This is a genomic window from Dehalococcoidia bacterium (assembly GCA_030018455.1).
In the GTDB taxonomy this organism is placed as follows: Bacteria; Chloroflexota; Dehalococcoidia; order DSTF01; family JALHUB01; genus JASEFU01.
Genome location: JASEFU010000007.1, coordinates 19889 through 41104, shown reverse-complemented (window position 1 = coordinate 41104; position 21216 = coordinate 19889). Strand labels below are relative to the sequence as shown.

The following is a 21216-nucleotide window of genomic DNA, read 5'->3' as shown; positions in this document are numbered from 1 at the left end:
CCAAGAAGATAAGCGCCGCCTACGGGTCGGGTGAGGATTGAAACGCCCCCTGTTGCCAGGGGTCTGTCCAATCGCCGCCGTTGCACCCGGCCTACGGGTCGGGTGAGGATTGAAACTTCAGGACTTGCGACGCGGCACCCGCACGCCCACTTTTCCGCGGCTCCGCGTCGAATCACCTTATCGGTTCGCGCCCGTAATTCCGCGCTCGTCTGAAGATGACCGCCCCAGCCGTCTGGTCAGCGCCTGCCAAGACGCAAGGCGGCTCCAGCAAGAACGAGGGCCGTTAGAGCAGCGGCCATAATGCCGACCCAGGTAGATGGGTGAGCGTGCCGCGGCCCCGGCGCAGCAACATGAGCGACTTCTTTCGCCGCCGGCTCGGCAATGCCGCCCACCGGCGGCCCGGCAAGCTCCACACGGGTATACGGGCTCGATAAATACGTCTGCCAGCCATCCACGACAAGGCCGTGGTTGGAAAAGAACTCGATGCTCGAGGCGGCCGGGTCAACGGGGATAGTGGCCTTCCACGCCCCCGCTTCGGCGTCGAATGTCATGTCCATCCAGTCCCCATCGGCGATCTTTTTCCACAAGAACGGCGCTGAGCCGCCCGGGGCGCGGTCGTAGATCCAGAACACGCGCCCGCTTTCGGGCTGCGGGCCGCTGTTGAAGGCGACGGTTATATGGAGCTGTTCGCCGACGAGCCGATGGCTTGATGCCGGGGGCTCCAGCATTGGACTGCCGTCAAAGAAATGCGTGACGAGAAGGGCGTACAGGTTTGTAACGTCGGTCTCGGCGGCGGGGTGCGGAGTCTGCGAGTGTCCACCGTTGGGCTGGTAATAAACAGGGATATGCGGATGTCGCTGGGCGCCCCACAGGATATCATAGGCGACATAGTCATGGGTTCCAGGCTGAAAGAGCACGTCGGCGCCCCGGTCCGTTATGTCGTCCCAATTCTCGGAGACAAAGAACTCAGCGGCTGTGCTGACTCCAATCTCGCGGATCTCTTCCCATGTCCAGCCCGCATCGAGGGCCAGGGTGTGGAGGTCCCTGCCTGAGGTGCCCCACGAGTTCTGCACATACCATTGCCGGCTGTGCTCGCCCGGGTCGATCTCGCCGGCGTCGAGCGCGTCGAAGAACCAGTCGTTGGCAGCGGTTACCGCGTCCATCGTCGCCTGGTCGTACAGGCGCAGAGGAGACGCGTAAGCCGGCGAAACACTCGAACAGATGGCCGTGAAGCGGTCATCGTGGATCAAAGCAGCCGCGGGCGCGAAGCCGTTTTTCGATCCCCCCGATGCTGCTATTTTGCCCACCTCGAAATACTCGGATTCAGCGTAGGCGGCGGTAGCCGCCCGCATTAGCGTCATCGGCCATATCCAGTAGACGCTGTAGCGAGCGTTATGGGTCTGGAGAAAGCGGTCGCTCATCTCCTGAGCGAGTTGCGCGCCGCCGGGCAGAGACTCGAGGGGTTGCACCACGGTGTGAACCAGACCCACGCCTCCTGCGAGTAGTGTCGCGCTGACGCCACCGATGGCAACATCACCGCCGAAGCTGTCGTACTCGTGACCACCGGTGATCCAGAACCCTTTCGCCCTTCCGGTCAGCGGCACTACCAGCCGCACCGGCACGCGGTAGTCCTGGCCCGGCCACCATTCCGCCACTCTGATCTCGATCAGCTTTTGCCTGCTCACCCCAGTGACCGTGTCGACGTGCCAGTCCTGCAGCACTACGACGTCAAGTGTGCTCTCCTCAAGAAACTCCGCCGGGTCGAATAAAGGCGGGTTGCTGGACTCGGCAATGCCCCGGCCGCCGCCGTCAAGCGAGCCAACCGGAACAGACGGAGCAAAGAGCGCAACGCTGGCTCCGGCGAAGGCAACCAGAAGGGCTATCCTGCGGGCGACACCTATTGATGGCATGACCGGAGTATAGTGGACACGCGGCAAGCCCGCAACGCGCCTCGCGCCGAGCCCCATCGCTACCCCCAACCGTCCGGCCGATGTCGTCCTGCGCGACCCTACGGCCGGACTACGTCGATCTCGATGAGGTCCACGGACGCTTCCTCGCGTGAACCCATCGTCCCGAAATCGCACGTCAAGAGACGCAGCGTGTGCTTCCCCTCCGACAACCCCGAGGCCACAACGAGCCGGTAATCCTCGACGAACGTGAAGCCCGCTGAAAAGCGTCCCTCCCGCTGCACCCGCTCGATGAGGCCGAAGCCCAGCGTGTGCGTCTCGCGAAAACGGGCGTCGCCGAGGACGAGCGACACCTTGTAAAAGCTGAGCGCGGGCGGCTTGACGGCCTGCCAGTACAGCCTCAGATGAAGGGTACCGCCCGCGGCCACCCGCTCTCGATCGATGTCAAAGCCGAGGAAGCGTACGCCGTCCATCTCCACGCCGACCGCGTGCTGCGGGTGCGCCTCCCCCAGGACAAACGGCGGGGGCTCAGTCTGGGCCCGATAGAGCGTGAGCGGGCGTCCACCCAACCAGGAGACATGGCGCGACGGCGCCGCCAGCACGGGCACGTACCACAGGTCCTGCGGCAAGAGCGCCTGCCCCTCCAGCCCCTTCGTCGAATGCCTGATTACCTCGGGCGCCGCCACAAGGTAGAGCGGACGGCCATCAAGCGCGGCCGCCGTAAAGGCATCAGGCGCTTCAAGCTGCGGGATGTCGACGCTCGGGCGCGGGTTGCTCGTCAAGTAGTGATGGAACAGGTCGAAGCCGGGAACGCCGGGCCGGCCGAGCAGGACGCTGTTCTCCGGCACGGCGCGGATCACCTCCTGATAGAAGTCTTTCACCGTCGTATCGCCTGAGCGGTCGTTTTGCGACCAGCCGCCGCTGACCTGGAGCGTCAGCGGGACAGCGAACAGCGCGCAGAAGGAGAGCGATAAAACGGCACGAGTCGCGGAGCGTCGCGGCACGACACCCGCCGTCGCTGTGAAAAGCCGGCGGACGCCGAACGCGACGAACACTGCGAACAGCAGGTGCGCGGGAATGAAGAAGACCGCGATATCGGGCACGTTGTACTGCGTGAAGTAGGCGATCTCCACCAGGTACGCTATGCCTAGGAAGCAGAACGCCTTCCTTTGCCGCCGGAGCATCTCCCACGCTCCGGCAAGCGCCAGCCCGCAGCCGACGATGCCGAAGTTCTCGCTCACCAGGCCGGCGTAAGTTGATAGCCTGTCGGGTAGCGCCGAGAGCGGAAACGCGAAACGGTCTTCGGAGAAGACGTTGAACACGTATGCGTAGATGCTGCCGGGATCGTCCGGTTTGTAGCGGAGCATCAGCTCATCGTTCAGGGTGTCGGCGCGTAGGGGCAGCCAGACGAACTGGCAGGCGGCCAGCGCGAACAGCCCCGCGCCCGCCAGCAGCGTCCGCGGGTCGAGGGGGCGAAGGCGACGCAGCAGGAAGACGTAGACCGCCAGCGCGGGCGCCAGCGCCAGGTTCGAGAGGTGCGTCCCCAGACTGAGCCCGAAGACCAGGCAGCCTCCACAGAAAAGCAAGCGGGCGGCGGTGTCCCGGCCCCCAGAGCCCATGCCGCGGCGAAGACGCTCGCCCCATCTCAGGAACAGGAAAACGGTCAGCGCGAACATGAAGGCGTTCGCCGCGTAGACTTCGGTGATGACGGCCTGCGACCACAACGCCGGCGAGAACGAGAAGAGAAGGGCGGCGAAAAGCGCGATCGGACGGTTCCTCGCCAGAAGAACAACGATGGCATACAGTAATGCGCACGCGCCGGCAGCTCCCGTCGCCGACATGAGGTTCATTCGGTAGGCCACGTCGCCGACGGGCACAAGCGTGAAGAGCTTTCCGAGCCAGGTGTAGAACGGGTAGCCGGGCGAGTGCAGGAGCCCCAGTTGATGGGGGACAGTCGCAAGCTCGTTGCCGTCCAGGCTGGCGTAGGTGAGGCCGGGAGCGAGCGTGAGATTATAGACAGCGAAGCTGACGGCGAAGACCGCGCCGGCAAGCACCCAGTCCCGCGCGCGGGCGGAAACGAGGGTAGCGGGCAGAACGCGCGAAAGACGGGCGCGGACTCCTTCTGCGGCGGCGGTCTCGATTACGGCGCTCATCACTCCTGAGCCTGAGCGTCCCGCCGGCGTCTGGCGCGAGGCGGTCGGCCGATCTGCTTCCCTGCGGCCGGGTACGTCGCTGATCAGCTTCGGCAGGAACGGGCCGCGTCTACCTGCGTCCTTTCACCTATTCGCGCCGGCTTCTCCCCTATAACTGACCGCTTGCCGACGGACGGTCGATGGCCTCTCAACGGGATAGAAGGCGGACAAGCGGATGCGGGAAGTCGCATGGGGAGACCGCCCGATGCATGGGGAGCCGGTGGGACGGAATCAGGGGAAACGCCTATCTTTGCAGTCCCGTGACCGGCCGATAGCTCTGGAGAGCGCAAAGTAAGGAGGCTTTGCTCTGTCCTCTCACTCCCCTGACCTCACCCGAGCGACAGCCGAGGAGCGGCAACTCGCCGGAGGCAGTCCCGGCACGGCGTCTTCCCTCCTCTCACGCGTCGTAGCGTCGCGGCGCGCTGCCACTTGCATACTTGCCGTGCTCCTCTTCGGCTTCGTTACCGCCGGCATGCTCGCCTGGTGGGACGTGGCCGATATGTACCACGCCCGTCAGGAGCGGCGCAGCCCCCGCGGGCCGCACGAGGACTACGTCGTCTTCTATTCGGCGGGACGCCTCGTGCGCGAGGGCCACGGCTGGCTGCTCTACGACGTGCCGACGGTCGCCGACGCCGAGGTGCGGTCGATGGGACGGGGCGTGGGCGGGACAGGCGTGCTTGCCTACTTCAACCCTCCGTTCGTCGCCGCCGCCTTCGCGCCGCTTTCCGCCCTCCCCATCGAGTGGGCCGCCGTACTCATCGGTATCAGTTGCACAGCCCTGGCGCTGGCGTCCGCGTTGGCTCTGGAGCGGCTGCTCGCCCTGGAGAGCCGCCGTCAGCGCCTGTTCTTCTGGCTCTGGTTCCTCTCGCTGCACTCCGTGACTTGGTGTGTCCTGCACGGGCAGCTCTCGCTGCTGATGATGATGGGATGGCTCTTCTTCATCGTCTTCCAGATGAAAGGGCGCGAGTCTCTCTCCGGTGCGGCGCTGGCGCTGCTACTGGTGAAGCCGCAGATGGCCGTGCTGCCGCTGGCGCTGCTGCTGTGGAAACGGCGCTGGCAAACGCTGGCCACGTTTGCCGCCATCGCCTGGTGTCTCGCCATGGTGTCTATCGCCGTGGCCGGCGTCTCGGTCGTCTTCGAGTACCCGCGCTTTCTCATCGAGAGCATGGGCTGGGAGGGCAAGTGGGGCGTGACGCCGCAGGGCATGTTCGGGTGGAGCGGGTTCGCGTCCCGCTTCCTGGACAATGGCAGCGCGGGACACCTGACACTGACTTGGACGCTGGACGCCGTCACGCTGCTGGGGGCGCTGTTCTGCTTGCGGGGCAGGTGGGAGCCTGCAAGGCCGCGCTTCCTCCTCCAGTGCGCGGCGCTGATTCTGGCGTCGCTTCTGCTGAACCCGCACCTCTACATGCAGGACCTGACGATGATGGCGCTGGCGGTCGTCCTGGGTGTGGCCTTCGCGCGACGCACGGGACAGGGGCTCCACCTCTGGATTGGGCTGGCGCTGTTGACGTGGGTCGCGCAGCTCTGGGGGTTGCGCCTTCTCGACGACGCCGGGGTGAACGTTCTCACGCCGACACTGGCGCTGCTGCTCGTCGCGGCGGCCGTCTCGTTGGAGAAAAGGCCGGTGGTTGCCGCGTCGCGGGGCGCCCGGCCGGAGAGCGGCAGGCCCGTCGAGGTGAATCTTGTGCTCATCCTGCAGGCGGCCTACGTCGCCTTTATCGTCGCCGCGTGCGTCGTCCGAAACACATTCCTGATGCCGGACGTCATCTTCCTGCTGCTGCTGCTCGGCTTCGTGTGGGGGCGACGGCGGATGCAGTTCGCCCGCGATTTCGCGCCCTTCGTCCTGCTGCTGCTGTCGTACGACGCGCTGCGCGGGTTCGCCGACGACCTCGCGGCGAACGTCCACATCGATTATCCGATCACGCTGGAGCGGCTCCTCTTTTTCGGACGCGTCCCGACGCAGATATTGCAGCGCTGGCTCTCCGATGAAGGGGTGACGCACTGGTACGACTCGGCGGCGGCGCTGATGCACGCGGCGCACTTCGTCGTGCCGCTGGCGTTCGCGGCGCTCATCTGGCAGTACCGGCGCGGACAGTACTGGCGGTTCATAACGGCGCTGCTCCTGCTGTCGTACGCCGGCTTCATCACTTACCTGCTGTTGCCGACGGCGCCGCCGTGGTGGGCGAGCGCGAACGGCCATCTCGAGGGGGTGAGGATCGTCCACCTGTCGTCGCACACCGCCTTCCTCTACGACAAGGTGAGCCCGAATTCGGTGGCGGCGATGCCGTCGCTGCACGCGGCCTACCCCTGGCTCTTCTTCCTGTTCGCCTGCCGGCTGTGGGGTAAGCGGGGCTGGCCTGTCGTCCTGTATCCGCTCACGGTGTTCTTCAGCAGCGTTTATCTGGGGCACCACTACGTGGTCGACATCATCGGCGGGGTCATCTACGCGAGCGTGGCGTATGCAGTGCTCTGCCCTATTGGCGACTACCTCGCCCGAAATAGGTGGTCACCCTTATTCCGCCTCATAAGGGTCAGGCCCAGAATAAGAGGCCTGGAGCCGGCGGGCGGCGAGGCGATCGGCGCGACAGCGAGGGTCGCCGAGGAGCGGGTGACCGCGCAGGGAAGGAGCCCGTAGGAATGCACGATCCCGGCGGCAAGTTACCGTTGACACGCATCGAGGTGGCGCTGTTCCTTGCGATCGCGGCGCTGGCGCTCCTGCTGCGGTTCTGGCAGCTCGACGCCCGCACCTTCCACGGCGACGAGGCGGTGCACGCTGGGTTCGCCTGGCAGCTTGCCGACGGCCGCGGCTACGAGCACAATCCGCTGACGCACGGGCCGTTCCAGTTCTTCGCCACCGCCCTCGTGTTCGTCCTGTTCGGTGACAGCGATTTCACGGCGCGCCTCCTCCCTGCCCTTTTCGGCGCGGCGCTGGCTGCCCTACCGTTCCTGTTCCGCGGTCAGCTGGGCAGGGTCGGTGCGCTTGTCACGTCGCTGATGCTCGCTGTCTCGCCGACGCTGCTCTATTTCAGCCGCTTTGCCCGCAACGACATCTACATTGCGCTGTTTACGTTTGGACTCGTCATCTGTATCTGGCGCTTCCTGGCGGAAGGGCGCCGCCTCTACCTGTACTTGACGGCAGCGCTGCTCGCGCTGAGCTTCGCGGCGAAGGAGGTCACTTTCATCACCGTCGGCATCCTCCTCGTCTACCTCGACCTGCTGGTGACGAGCGAGATGGGGGCCCAGATGGGGTGGCGCCCTGTGCTGCTGCCGAGGCAGTCCCCGCCTCAAGGGAGCGGCCCGACTGAGAGCCCCTACGCCGTGCTGGGGGTGCCGGAAGGGGCGCGACACCGCGACGTGCGGCGCGCCTACCGCCGCCTGCTGGCCGGACGCAAGAAGCCGTCGAAAGCAGAGACCCGACGCATCGAGAAGGCGTACCGGGCGCTGTCCGGCCCACGTCCACAGGCGGTCGGGGAAGGGGCCGTGCCTCCCGCCAGACCACAGACTCAGCCACCCGGCCCGGAGCAGCCGGCGAAGGCCCTTCCGAGCAGCCTGCCGGCCTGGGCGCTGCTCCTGCCGGTGGCCTGGCTCATCGTCGCTTTGTGGCCGTTGCTCGGCGGGCTGCGGCGCCGCCTGGGGCTTCACGTTTTCCCGCGCGCCGGGCATCCGCTCGCGCTCATGGGCTGCCTGTCGCTGCCGCTGCTGGCGGCGACGGTGGAAAGCCTGCCCTTCGTCGGCGACAGAGGGTATGACGTCCCGGCGGAGCTGGCGGTGATGCGGACGACGGTGCTTCTGCTGATCGCCGCCTCGTTCATTGTCGGCTTTCTCTGGCGCTGGCGCGTCTGGATGATATGCTCCGCCCTCTTCTACACGATCTTGATCTCGCTTTACACGTCGTTCTTCACCAACGCCGACGGCTTCTGGTCCGGCGCCTGGGGCTCGCTCGATTACTGGCTGGGACAGCAGGGGGCGCGCCTCGGCGACCAGCCTTCGTACTACTACTTCATGTTGCTGCCGGTGTACGAGTTCCTGCCGCTGTGCTTCGCGCTGGGGGCGGCGCTCGTCTACGTCGTCCGCGGAGAGCGACGGCACAAGCTGATCGCGGCGGCGGCGCTGGCAGCCGTGCTGGCGCTGGCGCTCGTCGGCGAATCGGTGCCCTTGTTGGGAGCGTATCGGATGCAAGTGGGCTTCCTCGCGGTCACCGCTGTGTTCCTCGTCCTGCCGATGGCTTCTCTAACGCGATTCCTCTTCTACTGGACGCTGGCGGCGCTCTTCGCCTTCACGCTGGCTGGCGAGAAGATGCCCTGGCTGAACGTCCACATCGCGCTGCCGCTGTGCATCCTTGCGGGGAAGACGCTCGGCGATCTCCTCGCCGGCATCGAGGTCCACCCATCGATACCGGCGCCGGGCCGCTGGCTCCTGCCGGCATCGGCGTTGGCGGGCGCTTCCGCTGCCATCGCCTTCCTCGTATGGAGGGGCGGAAGCGGAACGTTCGCGGGCTCGTGCCTGCTGGCGGCGACGCTCGCGCTCGTTGCCTGGTCGGCGCTCAAGGCGAACGCGGCGACGGCGGCCCGCGTGGCGACAGTGGCGGTGGCGGCCGGGCTGCTCGTTCTGACGGTGCGCGCCGGCGTCCTCTCGAGCTGGGGGCACCCCGGCCTGCTGGAAAACAGCGACACGCTGGCTTCGCGCGACCGCGGGGACACGCCGGTCGAACTGCTGGCATACGTACAACCGTCGCCGGACATTCTGCTGGTGCGCGATGCGATTGACAGAATCGCCGCCATCTCAGGGCAAGGGACGGAGCTGCCGATAGTGATCGACGCCCGCGACAGCTTCAACTGGCCGTGGGCCTGGTACCTGCGCAAGTACGAGAACCTGACGTTTGTGGAGGACGGGAAGATCGAGCCGCCGTCCGGCAGCGTGGCGCTCGTTAGCTGGCGCAACCGGGCGGACGTCGTGGCCGACCCGGCGCTGTTCGGCGAGGAGCTGCGCTACCATCACCGCTGGTGGTTCCCGGAGGAGTACCGCGGCTTCAGCTCCGCCGACATCCTGCGCCAGCTCTTCGACCTGGATTGCTGGGACAACTGGGCGCGCTACTTCATCGACCGGACGCCGCCCGGCGGCCTGCCCGCCGTCGACGCCGTCGCCTACTTCCCCCGCGACGACCGCGTGAGCGAGGTCCTCTCGTCAACTATCCACAAGGAGCGCTAGGCGCTAGAACCAGTCGAGGCAGTGAAACGGGGAGCTGACGGCGAAAAAGTTTGAGGCAACATCCAGCGCCCGCTCGTCGCGCACTTCAATCAGTCCCGCCCTCGCCGCCTCTCCCACCGGCAGGCGCCCGGCGTAGACCGCCGCCAGCGCGCCCACCTCGACCGTGAGGTCGGGTTCGGCTGCCGTCGGCTCTACCCTCGCCCTACCCTCGAACGCCTCCAGCCGCCACGCGCCCTCGTTCCAGCCGGCAGCGGCGTCTCGCACGCCGATTGTGAGTCGGCAGCCCTCGGCGATGGGGAGGCACGGCCTCGCTTCCAGGGCCCGCCGCACGTCGACGAGGCGGAGCGCGGTCTGCGGCCAACCGTTCTCCACCTTGACCTTCGAGGCGTCGTCAATCACGTACGGCAGCGGCTCCTGGCGGGAAGAAGGCCAGTCCACCCGGTCGTGCAGATCGTGGTGGAGCACGAAGCCCAGCAGCCCGGCGTAGGAGTCGCCGTCGAGGGCGACCAGCTCGCGGACCTGGAGAACGGACATCGGCTGGTAGCGCTCCGGGACGGGGAAGTGGCGGCTACGGTAGACGACGTAGCCCGTGACCGCGCCGTCGATCTCCCACAGGGCGAGGTCGCGCGCCTCGTGGCCGCCGCCCAGCACCGTCTCCCGCCACCAGGGCTCTTCGCGCGTGAGGCAGCCGTTATGTCGCGCTGCGTACCGCGCGTACACGGCATCGAGCGCAGGCCACTCGTCCGCGGCGGCGCGGCGGCAAGAGCCGGCGGCGCAGCGCGCCACGCGCGTCCGCCTAGGAGGGAAGGAGTAGCGCACGGAGTCGGACACGACCTCCCACCCATAACGCCGGTACAGATCGTAGTGCATCGGGTAGAGGGCGGAGACGGCCTGCCCGCGGCCGCGCATCTCGTTCAGCGCGTGTAGCAGCAGGGCTGCGGTCAGTCCCCGTCGCCGGTGCTCGGGCAGGACAGCAATGCCGCCGATTGCGCCCATGGGGACCACTCCGCCGTTCAGGTAGACACCGGCGGGAAAGAGGTGCATCCGCGCCACCATGCGCCCATCGAGGAATGCGGCGAATTTCGATTCCGGCGGGTACAGCCTGCGCTCGAGAGCGGCCGCTTCGGCGAGAGCTTCCGGGCTGCGGTCGCGGTCGAAGCCGTAAGCGTTGATGTAGACAAACTCGTCGGTCTCCTCTTCGTGGATGGGGCGTATTCTCGCGTCCATTGCGTCCACCTCCACTCACCCGCCTCACACGATCATTCTAAGGCGGGAAGGGAACAGCGGCGTTGACGCAGAGACACATCTTGTCTTCCGCTTCGAGGAGCGAGACGGCGGGAGCGGCGTTAGAACCAGTCGAGGCAGCGGAAGGAAGACCCGACGGCGAAGATGTTTCCGGCCTGTTCCAGCGCCTGCTCGCCGCGCGCTTCGAGGAGTCCCGCCCTGGCCGCTTCCCGCACGGACAGGCGTCCGGCGTAGAGGGCGGCGAGCGTCCCTACTTCCACCGTCAGGTCGGCCGTCGATGCTGCCGGCTCGGCGCGTAGCTGTCCGCCGGTCACTTCCAGCCGCCACGTGCCCTCGTTCCAGCCGGCAACCACGTCTCGGACCGCCATGGTCAGCCGGGCGCCGTCGGCGACGGGGAGACAGGGCCGCGCCTCCAGCGCCCGCGGCACGTCGACGAGGCGGAGGGCCATCTGCGGCCACCCTATCTCCGTCTTCACCTTCGACGGATCGTTCAGGATGTAGAGCAGCGGCTCCTCCGGAGAGGACGTCCACTCTATTCGCTCCTGCAGGTCATGGTGGAGGAGGTAGCCGACGAGTCCGGCGTAGGAATCGCCGTTAAGGGCTACCAGCTCCCGCACCCACAGGGTAGAGGCCGGCATGAAGCGTTCGGGGAGCGAGAAGCTGCGCGTGCCGTAGGCGACGTAGCCCCTCATCGCGCCGTCCAGCTCCCAGACGGCGACGTCGCGCGAATCACGCCCGCTCCCGAATACCGCCTCGCGCCACCAGAACTCGTCGCGGGCCAGCGACCCGTTGTGATTGGCGGCGTACTCCCTGTATACGGCATCGAGCGCCGGCCATTCATCCGCGGTGACGCGGCGGCATTCCCCGGGGGCGGGACGCGCGACGTGGACGTCATCGGGACTAAAAGAGTAGCGGACGGACGCGGAGACGATTTCCCAGCCGTAGCGCCGGTACAGCTCGTAGTGAAGAGGGTAGAGCGCGGAGATTACCTGTCCGGACTCGCGCATGTCATTCAGGCCGCGCTGCAGCAGGGCGGCGGTGAGACCGCGGCGTCGGTACTCGGGAAGGACGCCGACGCCTCCTATCCCGCCCGTACGCACCGCGCCGCCGTTGAGGTACATGTCGAAAGGGAGAAGGTGCATCCTGGCGACCATCCGGCCGTCGACGAAGACCGCCAGCCTCGATTCCGGCTTGTACCACTCGCGTTCGCGGGCGGCGGCCTCCTCGATAGCGGCGGGGCCGCGGTCGCGGTCGAAGGCGTAGGCGTTGATGTACACAAACTCTTCTATCTCATCATCGCGGACAGGTCGTACCTCGAAGTCCATAAGCTCCCTTTCCCGGCTTTGCTCCAACGACGGCCATTATAGCAGCAGTCCCGTCGTGCTTCCGATGGCGCGCTTCTCGCGTCACGCCGCCGCGCCGGACGCCGCCGTCGACCGTTGTTGAGCAGCGGGGCGCGGACTTATAATCGCCGTGCTCCATCGAACACAAAAGGAGGTGCCCGGAGTGACATCGTTCCAATTTAAGGACATCATCTATCAGAAGCACCACCGCGTACAGGGGGCAGCCTGGATCACGATTAACCGACCGCAGGCCATGAACTCGTTCACGGGCGAGACGCTGGCCGAGATGCGACAAGCGGTGGACGACGCCAACGCCGACGATTCCGTGGGCGTCCTCGTCATCACGGGCGCCGGCGACCGCGCGTTCTGCGCCGGCGGCGACGTGAAGTGGCTGGCGGAGGTCCAGCAGGAAGACCGGTGGGGCGACCCCGACTTCGATCCGCACGCCGGTATCGAGGACTTTCTTAAGCCGGTTATCGCGCGGATCAACGGGCACGCGGTCGGCGGCGGCAACCATCTCGCCTATTTCTGCGACCTCAGCATCGCCGCCGAGAACGCCACCTTTCGGCAGGTCGGGCCGCGCGTGGGGAGCCCGGCCTCAGGGCACTGGGTGTCCTTCCTGACGTGGGTCGTCGGACACAAGAAGGCGCGCGAGATGTGGATGCTCTGCCGCCCGTACACGGCGCAGGAGGCGCTGGCGATGGGGCTGGTCAACAAGGTCGTGCCGTTCGACAAGCTGGACGAAGAGGTCGACCAGTGGTGCGAGGAGCTGATGGCGAAGAGCCCGAGCTGTCTGAAGATCGTCAAGGCCACCTTCCGCTCCGTCTACGACCCGCTCCGGGAAGGTTCGCTGCGCGATTGGGTGGGCGAGTTCGCGCCCGACTTCTTCCAGAGCGGTGAAGCGGACGAGGGCAAGAACGCTTTCCTCGAGCGGCGCGAGCCCGACTACCGCAAGTTCCCGCGCAAGGGCGGCGTCTACACTCCGAAGGGAGGCTGAACATGGGCGAGCTGGAAGGACAGGTAGCGATCGTCACGGCGGCGGCGGGCGCGGGCATCGGACAGGCGGTGGCGCGCCGCTTCGCTGCCGAAGGCGCGGACGTGGTCCTCACCGACGCCCACGCGCGCCGCGTGCAAGAGCTGGCGCAGGCGATGGCCAGCGACTACGGGCGCGACTTCCTCGCGCTGGAGGTCGACGTGAGGAACAGCGAGCAGGTCGCGCAGGCGGTGAAGACGGCGCTCGAGCGCTACGGCCGCATCGACATCCTCGTCAACAATGCGGGGATCAACCGTCTCGAGCCGGTCTGGGAGATGAGCGACGAAACGTGGGAGCTCATCATCGGCGTGAACCTGACGGGCACCTTCCGCTGCACGCGCGCCGTGCTGCCGGCGATGATCGAGCGCAAGAAGGGGGCCATCGTCAACCTCGCTTCGTCCGTCGGCTGGATGGCGTCGGATGAGGGCGAGGCCCACTATTGCGCCGCCAAGGCAGGCGTGATGGCGTTCACACGGGCCGTAGCGGCGGAGGCGGGGAAATACGGCATCAGGGCGAACGCAATCGCCCCCGGCCTCATTCACAACCCGTTCCTCGACCGCATTTACGCGCCGGAGTACTTCGAGGGCTGGAAGCGGCGCTCGCTCCTCGGGCGGCTCGGCAAGCCGGAGGACGTGGCCGATCTGGTGATGTTCCTGGCGACTGACAGGTCGAGCTTCATCACGGGAGAGGTCTTCTGCATCAGCGGCGGCGCCTACGTGCGCGGCTAGGAGACTGCGCGAGCGCGCGCGGTCAGAGGTCGAGGCGGAAGCCGCGCCCCCTGACGGTGACGATGAGCACGTTGGAGGCGCCGGCGGCCCGCAGCCGCTCGCGCACGCGGTGCACCAGCGCGTCGAGCGCCTCATCGGAGACGCCGGCGGCGTGGACCTCCGGCCAAACGTGGTTGATAATGTCGTCGCGCAGGCACAGCTTCCCAACGTTCTGGTAGAGGTACTCCAGGAACGCGTACTGCTCGCGTGAGAGCGGCGGCGACATCTCTTTTCCGCTGACGAAGACGCGCTGGTTGACGGTATCGAGATTGAGCTCGGGGATTGCTACCGGCGCCGATTCCGCCGCAGGCGCCGGGCCGGCGAAGACCGGCTGCGCGGCGCGACGGCGTCGTCGCAGGACCAGCGTGAAGGCCCCCGCCACCGAGACGGCCCCCGCCAGCGACGCGATGGCGATGAGGGTAGCGCCCACGCCCCCTCCTTCCGACGGCTGCTCCGTCGGCAGCCCTTCCGCCAGCACCTCGACGGGCTCCTCGCGCGTCCAGAGCAGACCCTCGCTGCGGATGGACAGCTTCGCGGGCCCGGCGTCCGAGATGGTCATCCGGGCGGCCGCGAGACCGTCGTCCGTCTTGGCGGCAACACTCTGCACCGCGCCGTCCGCCGGTTCCAGCGCGAAGATTACCTGCGTGCCGTCCGGAACGCGGTGCCCGTTGACGGCGAGCAGCGGCTTCCGGAGGGAGACCTGGAACTCGTGCCCGGCCGTCGGTTGCGGCGGCTCCACCGCGGTCTCCAGCGACTGCGCAGGGTCCGCTTTCACCATCTCGCTCAGGTCATGCAGCACGTAGTCGCCGTAGATGTAGTCGACGGGGAGCCTGCCGCCGGCGCCGCCGTCGTGGAAGATGGTCGGGTCGTGAAAGAGGAGCTTCAGCGAAGCCCGCAGCGAAGGCTCGATCTTGCTGTAGGCGGCGACAAAGAGGGTGACGTTTCGGAGCTCGCCGGCGTCGAGATGGTACGGCGAGTTGTAAGCGAAGACTACGGTCTTCTTGCTCCTGAGGTCGAACAGGCTGGAGCCCCTTCCCAGGAAGTCCTTCAGCACATCGGAGGCGGGGTAACGGCTGGGGTCGCGCTCGAGGAAGGCAAAGACAAGCCAGTCGGCTTCTTCCACCATCCGCCTCACTTCCCCATCGGCGCTGCCCGTGAGCACCGATCCCAGCTCGCTGAAGCTGATGGTGCCGAGACGCTCCTCCGACACGCGGCCGGGGAACATCTCCGTGGCGAGGCGGGCGAGGGTTCCCCGCGGCCACAACGGCGGATAGCCCTCCTCCGCCGTGGGCGTGGAGCAGGAGGCGTCGTCCCAGCACTCGACGAAGAGCACTTGCTCGGCGGCGGTGGGCGCGGGGACGTTCGCGAGCGCCTCGTCGAGGGTCGCCGGCTTGATGAAGGTGAGCGCCTTCTCCACGAGTGAGTTCACTTGCAGAGCGCTCTCCGAACGGCCGACCTCGTCCTCGTACCAGAGGGACGCCGTCACGCTAGTCGGGTCCAGGCTCCCGTAGAGCCGCTCTTTGAGGCGAAGGACGCGGAGCACGGCGTCGTCGACGCGGGCCTTCACTTTCTCGTCCCCCTCGTAGCGGCTCACCAGGTAATCGACCGTCGCTTTGAGGTCCGACCACTGCCAGGGACGGATGACCGGCAGGAGGTCGTTGCCCGCCATCAGCGCTTCGAGGGCGATATCGGCCTGGCGGAACGTGCCGTACTTCTCCTGCGCGTACGACTGCACCGCGCCCGAGGCCAGGTCATCGGCGACGGTGATGCCGCCGCTCTCCCGCCATTCGCTGAAGGGAGCAAGGGCGAAGAACGTTTGCATGCAGGCGGGACTGAACGTGACGGGGATGCCCGCCTCGCACCCCGGAACCTCGGGATAGCTCAGATGCGAGTTCATGATTCCGTCGGCGATGCCCTCCTCGCCTGGCTCGCCCCCTGAGACAACGGCGAAGGGCAGCAGGTCGACCTGCGCCAGCACCTGAAGGTTCTTCCCGACGACGACGGGTATGTCTTCGTAATCCACCCAGCGCGTGCTCCTGCCGTGCCCGGGGAAGTGCTTGGCAATTGCCGCCAGCTTTCCTTCGCCGCAGCGCTGGATGCCCCGCACGTACGCCTCGCCCATCTCGCCCACCCAGCGCGCGTCGCCGCCGAACACGCGGATCCCCTGGTCGCCGGGCCCGCCCGAGCGGGGTGAGTCGAGCACGTCGAGGTCGGGCCCGAACAGCATGTTGACGCCAACGGCGGCAAGTTCCTGGCCCACGATGCAGCCGATCGCTTCCGCCTGCGCCGGGTCGAACGTGGCGCCGACGGCCATGTTGCTGGGGATGGGCGTGAAGCGGTTGATGAGGCGGGTCGCCGGCCGGTCGTCGCCCTCGTGGTCGATGGTGATGAACATGGGCAGGCAGTAGGGCACGCCGTCGATCTCGCCCCGCGTCGCGTCACAGGAGGCCTGCTGCAACTGCTGAGTCAGCGCCGCGACCTGCGCCGGCGTATCGGGGTCGCTCTCTTCGGGGAAGCCGCAATGAGCGGGATCGTGACGCGTGCCGTTGACGACGTTGCAGGTCTCGCGGGCGAGGTATACGCCGCCAATCTTGTGTTCAGCGATGAACCGTCGGGCCTCATCGTTCAGCTCCGGCCCCTGGACGCCCGCGATGAAGAGCTGTTCTATCTTCTCGCGCGGGCCCAGCGATCGGGCCAGCTTTTCCGCCAGCTCAGGTGCGTCCTGCCGGGTGGCGTCCGCCTCTGCGGAGTGGCCTCCGAAGAGCGCAGCGAGGGAGAGCAGGATCGCGAGCAGAAGGGGTCTCATGAGGGGGAGTATAGACGTTCGGACGCATGTCGCAAAAGAGGATGAGACGCGTCCGGGCAGACGATGGCTGTTAGCCGCCGCGTCCGACAGCCGCGTCGTCGCGGGCGGCGCTCGCTCCCGCTTCCTGCATCGCCCTGAGCTGAGGCATCAGCCAGGCGGCGACGAACTCCGCCCCCGCGTCCGAAAAGTGGACGCCGTCGACGAGCATGTCGCTGTCGTTCACCGTGTAGCCTGCTGACAACAGGAAAGCGTTGAGGTCGATGAGCTCTGCCCGGCGAGGCCACTGCCGCGCCGCCTCCCGGAAGAGCGCGTTGAGGTGATCGACGTTCGCGGAGTCGAAGCGGTCGTTATCGTACGCGATGCCGAGGCCAAGGTCGCGCGCTTCATAATAAGGCGCCGTCAGCACCACGACCTTCGCGCCCTGAGCAGAGAACAGGTCGATGGCGTGGGATAGCTCCGCCACAAGGTAGGCGTCGGCCTCCGGCGTCTTGAAATCGAAGGTCTGCCCCCCGTACCTGAGATCGAAGACGTCCCAGGCGCCGAAGAGGAGCACTACGACGTCGGGCCTGAAGCGCTCGACAACGGAGGGCCAGTCGTTCCACCACTCCCAGCAGGCGGGGCGCGTCGGCCGCCAGACGCTCTCGATGAGCAGCTCGTCCGAGCGGGCAAAGCCGCAGCCCAGCACCGATTTGTTCCAGACGAGCATGTTTTCCTGCGCCTCCCTTCGGTCCAGCCCGCGGCCGAGGGTCGCGCCCACAGAATCGCCGACGAACAGCACCCGCAGGGCCGGCGGCGAGCCCTCGGTCGCCCCCAGGGGAGCGGGAACCGGGGGCAGCGGCTCGCCGATGGAGGCGGACACGGAGAGAACGGGGGCCGGCGGACGGGGAGCAGTCACCAGCAATACGGCAACCGTTACGGCGGCTGCACCCGCGGGCGCCAGCGCCCACGACGGCCGCCACCGCCAGACGGACGCGCGCCGCAGCGGCCGCTCGATGAGAAGATAGGAAGCGATGGAGACCGCCAGCGTCAGTCCGACGCGCATCGCGAACAGCGGATAGCCGTCCCAGCCCGTTCGCTCCGGCGTGAGCATGAGGTACACCGGCCAGTGCCAGAGGTAAACGCCGTAGGAGATGATACCGAGGCCGCGGAGGGGCGCGAACGACAGGGCACTGCGGATGATCCCCCGTGGCTGCACGGAGGCGACGATAACGACGGCTACCGCGGCCGCCAGCAGGAGAAATCCGCCCCGGTACAGCGATTCGCTTGCGCCCGTTAGCGTCGCCCAGTTCCAGGCGAGGAAGGCGACGCAGACAACGGCCAGCCCCTCCAGCGCATAACGGGGGAAGGGACGAAGCGCGCTTCCGTTTGCAAGGCACACGGCGAGGACGGCGCCCACCAGCAGCGATTGCGCCCGCGTATCGGTGCCGTAGTAGACGCGCGACAGGTCCGCAGGGTCGTGGAGCGCGGCCATCAGGATCGCCGAAGCGCAAAGCAGCGCGAGGGGCGCGAGCAGAAGGAGACCGCGCCCTTTGCGGAGCCAAAGGAGCCCCAACAGAAGCGGCGGCCAGACAAGGTACCATTGCTCCTCGATCGCCAGCGACCATGTGTGGCGCAACGGAGAGGGCACCGCGAACTGCTCGAAATACGACTCGCCGGCAAAGACGGGCCGCCAGTTGGCGACGTAACCAATCGTGGCGAGGGCGTCGGCCCGCAGCCTCGCGAGTTCTTCGCTCCCGGCGAAAGCGACCGCATACACGGCGACGCCGCAGAGCATGAGGAAGAGCGCCGGCAAGAGACGCCGCGCCCGCCTGCCCCAGAAGGCGATCAGGTCGATGCGCCCGCGGGCCCGGTGCTCGATGAGCAGGAGGGTGGTGATAAGGTATCCGCTCAGCACGAAGAAGGCATCGACGCCGAGGAAGCCGCCGCGGGCCCAGGGAAGCCCGGCGTGATAAGCGAGGACGGCGGCGACGGCGAGGGCGCGGATGCCATCGAGGGCAGGCTGATAGGCGAGGGCGTGACGGGTCGCCTGCTTAGTCTCGGGTCTCGGGGTCGCGGTTGATCGCGGCTGGCCCATGATCGCCCGTAGAAGTCGTCTCAGCGGACAACGCAACTTTACTCTCGTTATCGGCGCCCGGTCAACCTATATGCCGGCCGATTGACCGCAATATCGGTTTGGATTAGATTCCGCGCAGGACGGGCAGCCAGAACGGAGCACCAAGATGTTCTTTCTCGTAAAACGAGGCCTTTTCCTCTTTGCCCTGCTTGCCGCCGGCCTGCTGATCGGCTGCGGCGGTGGCGATGGGGAGGAGCCGGGAGGCCCAACGCCGTCGGAGACAAAACCCGCGGACGGGGCCGCGACGGTACAGGGCGTGACCGACAGCGAAATCCTTCTTGGCACGCACTACCCCATGAGCAACAGCCCGGCGGCCGTGTACGCCAACAGCGCCTACGCCATCCAGGCCTACTTCGAGTGGACGAACGACCAGGGCGGCGTCAACGGCCGCAAGCTGCGCCTGCTCATCGAGGACGACCAGTACAGCCCGCCGCTATCCATCGAGGCGGTGAGAAGGCTCGTCGAGCAGAACAAAGTGTTCGCCATCGCCAACGGACTCGGCGACCCCACGCACTACTCCGTCTTCAAGTATCTGGAGGAAAAAGGGATACCAGACCTGTTCCTTGGCGGCGGCATCCCCGCCTTCAGCGACCCGCCGGGCAAGCTCCGCTTCGTGAGCATTCCTTCCTACGACACAGAAACGATGTCCACGCTCGCGTACATCCAGGAGCATTTCGCGGGGAAGAAGCTCGGGCTGCTCGTCCAGAGCGACGAGGCGGGCAAGGGCAGCGAAAAAGTATTCCGCGAGAACCTCGAGAAGTACGGCATCGATGTCGAGATAGTGGGCCGGGAGTACTACGACTTCACGGAATTCGATATGACGGGCCAGGCGCAGCGCCTGAAGACGACAAACCCCGACCTCGTGCTCTTTATGTCGACTCCAACGGCGGCGGCGAACTTCGCCAAGGTCGCCCGCGAACTCCTCAACTGGGACGTGCCCTTCATGTGCGCGCTCGTCGCCGGCGGCGACTTCTACATCGCGCTCGCCGGCACGGAAGTGGCCGAGGGAACAATCTGGATGAGCTACGGCCCGCTCCTCTACACGCCGGGCGCGGAAGGGGTATGGCAGCAGCACCGTGACGTGATGGCCCGGTACAAGCCGGACGTCCAGTTGAACAGCCAGACCACCTACGGCTGGGGCGTAGCGGAGATGATAGTCAGGGCGCTACAGGACGCGGGCCGCGACCTGACGCCGGAAAGCGTCGCCGCCGCTGCCGAGAACATCAAGGACTGGTGCTGCGACCTCTGCTTCGCGCCCATCAACCTCGGGCCGGACGACCACAGGCCGAGCGAGGTGCTGTTCTTCATGGAAGCGAGAGACGGCAAGTGGGAGTTCACGGGCGAGTACGCGAGCGTCGAGACCACGCCCGGCGAGCGGACGATTTGCCCTTTGGCCGAGGAGATAATACCGAACCTGAAGGAGATCCCCGTGCCGCGGTAGACGACCGCCTGTTCTCGCAGCGACCGCCTAGAGCCGCCCCCGCTCCGTGAGGATCGTCTCGTAGGCCGCCAGGTAGTCGCCCACCATCCGGCCGACGCTGAACCGTTCCGCCACCCAGGCGCGGCAGTCCTTCGGATCGATCTCGCCGACGTGTTTCACCGCCTCCACCATCTCGTCCACTGATTCGACGATGAAGCCGGTCTCGCCGTCGACGATGACTTCGGGGACGGAGCCGTTGCGGATGGCGACGACAGGAGTGCCGCAGGCCATCGCTTCCGCCATCACCAGGCCGAAAGGCTCCGGCCACTGGATGGGATAGAGGAGACACTTTGCGTCCTTTACAAGGCGCGCCTTCGTCCGCACGTCGACCTGGCCGATAACCTCGACGTTGTCGCCGATAAGAGGCTCGACCTGCTCCTCGAAATATTCCACCTCGGACGGCTCGACCATTTTCACCACCATGACCAGCTTCTCGCCGAGGCGGTTCGCCACCTGCACCGCCTCGCGGACGCCCTTCTCCGGGTTCATGCGCCCGAGGAACAGCAAGTAGTCCTTCTTTCGCTCCTGCAAGGGGTACCAGTCGAGCATCACAGAGTTGTAGATTGTGCCGACGTAATTGAGCTCGGGGAAGCAACTGCGCTGGTAATTGCTGATGGCGTTGAAGAAGACGCCGTGATTGAGGCTGGCGTAGAACTTTTTCACCGGCTCCGTGAACGGCCCGTGCAAGGTGTGGAGCATGGGTGTATCGATAAAGTTGCCGATAGCCGGCCCGCACATCGTGTGGTCGTGGATTATGTCGAACTCGTCCGCCTGGCGGTAAGCGGGCATCAGATGGCAGATCTCGCGGTCGATCTTGCCTATCTCCGCCGGGGCGCACTCCTTGTAGACGAAGGAGAGCTTCCCCTTGGTCTTGGAGTCGCCGGTGGCGAATACGGTGACGTCGTGTCCGGCGTCGACGAGTCCATCGGCGAGCAAGCTAACCACGAGCTCGATCCCGCCGTATCCCTTCGGAGGTATGGGGTACCATGGCGGAGCTACCTGTGCGATCTTCAAGCGTCTCATCGAGTCTCCTGTGTGGTCAGGTTTTCCACATATATGCTCTCATCACCGGAGTTATCGGTCAAAGTGTGGAACCGCTGCACGGACGCTTTTCCCGGC

12 protein-coding genes are annotated in these 21216 nt (G+C 66.5%); 5 read left to right on the top strand and 7 right to left on the bottom strand.

The window, feature by feature from the left end; all coding sequences use genetic code 11:
- Positions 1-236: 236 nt before the first annotated feature.
- Both QME71_08900 and QME71_08895 read right to left on the bottom strand, forming a co-directional pair.
- Entirely contained in the window at positions 237-1910 is a 1674-nt protein-coding gene (locus QME71_08900) for a hypothetical protein (GenBank protein ID MDI6858417.1), read from the bottom strand.
- A 98-nt stretch (positions 1911-2008) separates the two neighbouring features.
- Complete coding sequence (locus tag QME71_08895) at positions 2009-4060, bottom strand: DUF2723 domain-containing protein (protein MDI6858416.1); 2052 nt, start codon at positions 4058-4060, stop codon at positions 2009-2011.
- A gap of 481 nt (positions 4061-4541) precedes the next feature.
- On the opposite strand from QME71_08895, the gene QME71_08890 reads away from it, so the two are divergent.
- Both QME71_08890 and QME71_08885 read left to right on the top strand, forming a co-directional pair.
- Positions 4542-6737 carry a bifunctional glycosyltransferase 87/phosphatase PAP2 family protein gene (locus QME71_08890; GenBank protein ID MDI6858415.1) on the top strand — a complete coding sequence of 732 codons (2196 nt, stop codon included), beginning with the start codon at positions 4542-4544 and terminating at the stop codon, positions 6735-6737.
- 2 nt (positions 6738-6739) lie between these two features.
- Positions 6740-9310 carry a TIGR03663 family protein gene (locus QME71_08885; protein ID MDI6858414.1) on the top strand — a complete coding sequence of 857 codons (2571 nt, stop codon included), beginning with the start codon at positions 6740-6742 and terminating at the stop codon, positions 9308-9310.
- Between the two features lie 3 nt (positions 9311-9313).
- On the opposite strand, the gene QME71_08880 is transcribed toward QME71_08885, so the two are convergent.
- Positions 9314-10537: a GNAT family N-acetyltransferase gene (locus QME71_08880; GenBank protein MDI6858413.1), complete on the bottom strand. Its 1224-nt coding sequence runs from the start codon at positions 10535-10537 to the stop codon at positions 9314-9316.
- Between the two features lie 119 nt (positions 10538-10656).
- Entirely contained in the window at positions 10657-11880 is a 1224-nt protein-coding gene (locus QME71_08875; protein MDI6858412.1) for a GNAT family N-acetyltransferase, read from the bottom strand.
- Between the two features lie 181 nt (positions 11881-12061).
- Here QME71_08875 and QME71_08870 point away from each other — a divergent pair, with 181 nt between their 5' ends.
- Together QME71_08870 and QME71_08865 are read left to right on the top strand one after the other, a co-directional pair.
- On the top strand, positions 12062-12895 hold the full coding sequence (locus QME71_08870; GenBank protein MDI6858411.1) for an enoyl-CoA hydratase-related protein: 834 nt from the start codon (positions 12062-12064) through the stop codon (positions 12893-12895).
- Between the two features lie 2 nt (positions 12896-12897).
- Positions 12898-13659 carry an SDR family NAD(P)-dependent oxidoreductase gene (locus QME71_08865; GenBank protein ID MDI6858410.1) on the top strand — a complete coding sequence of 254 codons (762 nt, stop codon included), beginning with the start codon at positions 12898-12900 and terminating at the stop codon, positions 13657-13659.
- Positions 13660-13681: 22 nt separating this feature from the next.
- Here the strand turns inward: QME71_08865 and QME71_08860 are convergent, their stop codons facing one another.
- A complete protein-coding gene (locus QME71_08860) occupies positions 13682-16504 on the bottom strand; it encodes a glycoside hydrolase family 3 N-terminal domain-containing protein (GenBank protein MDI6858409.1) in 2823 nt (940 codons plus the stop codon).
- 70 nt (positions 16505-16574) lie between these two features.
- Entirely contained in the window at positions 16575-18614 is a 2040-nt protein-coding gene (locus QME71_08855) for an acyltransferase family protein (GenBank protein MDI6858408.1), read from the bottom strand.
- A 109-nt stretch (positions 18615-18723) separates the two neighbouring features.
- Between QME71_08855 and QME71_08850 the strand changes: the two genes are divergently transcribed.
- Positions 18724-20058, top strand: a complete 1335-nt coding sequence (locus QME71_08850) for an ABC transporter substrate-binding protein (protein MDI6858407.1) — start codon at positions 18724-18726, stop codon at positions 20056-20058.
- 27 nt (positions 20059-20085) lie between these two features.
- On the opposite strand, the gene QME71_08845 is transcribed toward QME71_08850, so the two are convergent.
- On the bottom strand, positions 20086-21120 hold the full coding sequence (locus tag QME71_08845) for a glycosyltransferase family 4 protein (protein MDI6858406.1): 1035 nt from the start codon (positions 21118-21120) through the stop codon (positions 20086-20088).
- Positions 21121-21216: the final 96 nt, after the last annotated feature.

Bases quoted from the DNA above. Each gene is read 5' to 3' on its own strand.
- QME71_08865 (MDI6858410.1), top strand. From the start codon at position 12,898: ATGGGCGAGCTGGAAGGACAGGTAGCGATCGTCACGGCGGCGGCGGGC.
- QME71_08860 (MDI6858409.1), bottom strand. From the start codon at position 16,504: ATGAGACCCCTTCTGCTCGCGATCCTGCTCTCCCTCGCTGCGCTCTTC.
- QME71_08875 (MDI6858412.1), bottom strand. From the start codon at position 11,880: ATGGACTTCGAGGTACGACCTGTCCGCGATGATGAGATAGAAGAGTTT.
- QME71_08845 (MDI6858406.1), bottom strand. From the start codon at position 21,120: ATGAGACGCTTGAAGATCGCACAGGTAGCTCCGCCATGGTACCCCATA.
- QME71_08885 (MDI6858414.1), top strand. From the start codon at position 6,740: ATGCACGATCCCGGCGGCAAGTTACCGTTGACACGCATCGAGGTGGCG.
- QME71_08895 (MDI6858416.1), bottom strand. From the start codon at position 4,060: ATGAGCGCCGTAATCGAGACCGCCGCCGCAGAAGGAGTCCGCGCCCGT.
- QME71_08900 (MDI6858417.1), bottom strand. From the start codon at position 1,910: ATGCCATCAATAGGTGTCGCCCGCAGGATAGCCCTTCTGGTTGCCTTC.
- QME71_08850 (MDI6858407.1), top strand. From the start codon at position 18,724: ATGTTCTTTCTCGTAAAACGAGGCCTTTTCCTCTTTGCCCTGCTTGCC.
- QME71_08880 (MDI6858413.1), bottom strand. From the start codon at position 10,537: ATGGACGCGAGAATACGCCCCATCCACGAAGAGGAGACCGACGAGTTT.